The sequence below is a fragment of the Dysosmobacter segnis genome (assembly GCF_014297285.1).
GTDB classification, from domain to species: Bacteria; Bacillota; Clostridia; order Oscillospirales; family Oscillospiraceae; genus Oscillibacter; species Oscillibacter segnis.
Window position 1 is genome coordinate 1 of the sequence record NZ_JACOQI010000104.1, and the last position, 819, is coordinate 819.

Genomic DNA, 819 nt, shown 5'->3' on the forward strand with positions numbered 1-819 from the left:
CCCCCCCCCCCCCCCCCCCCCCCCCCCCCCCCCCCCCCCCCCCCCCCCCCCCCCCCTTTTAGATGTGTATAAGAGACAGCTTGAGGACAGCCGACCAGCTTCGCCAGATCAAGCGTCTTCTTCATAGCACCCGCATCAGGAGCCACGAGTACGGTGTTTGCCCAATCGCGCTTTGGCATGGCACGAGCCACAGCTTGCGGTAGGGTAACGTGACGGACACGATCCAACAACGCAACCGTAACGTCACTGTGGACGTCCAGGACGGTTACGGTGTTGTAATGTTGGTCGTTGATCAGGTTACAGAACACTTTCGACGTCAGGGACTCACCAGGCGCTGGAACGCGGTCTTGACGAGCGTAAGGAACGTACGGCATGATCAGGTGGACTTCGATTGCTGGGTTCAGACGGCGGATAGCGTCAGTCACTACCAACAGATCCATGATGTCCACCGCTTTCTGGAGGTGAGCAGTCAGGTTGACAGCTTTCCACGATGCAACAGCAGGATCAACCGATGGGTGCACTTCTCCACCGGGTAACACTTTCGAGTTTGCAGGAAACGAAATGCCTACGTCCCCTCGATTAGTAATCAAGATCATCTTTGAGACTTCCTTTCTACTTTGTATATCGGGTTACTCTCACAGGATGTCAACACTATGTAAGAAAAAAAAACAAGGGGCCGAAGCCCCGAGTCTTAGACTGTTTCTTCCTGAGGAGAGCTACCGAGTTGGTAGCGCTGTCTCTTATACACATCTGTGGTGGCGGTGGGGGGGGGGGGGGGGGGGGGGGGGGGGGGGGGGGGGGGGGGGGGGGGGGGGGGGG

At 58.1% G+C, this 819-nt stretch carries 1 protein-coding gene; it reads right to left on the reverse strand.

What is annotated here, in order from left to right; all coding sequences use genetic code 11:
- On the reverse strand, positions 1-596 hold a 596-nt coding region (locus H8Z83_RS20345), incomplete at its 3' end, for a ribose-phosphate pyrophosphokinase-like domain-containing protein (RefSeq protein ID WP_187016499.1).
- Between the last annotated feature and the right edge of the window lie 223 nt (positions 597-819).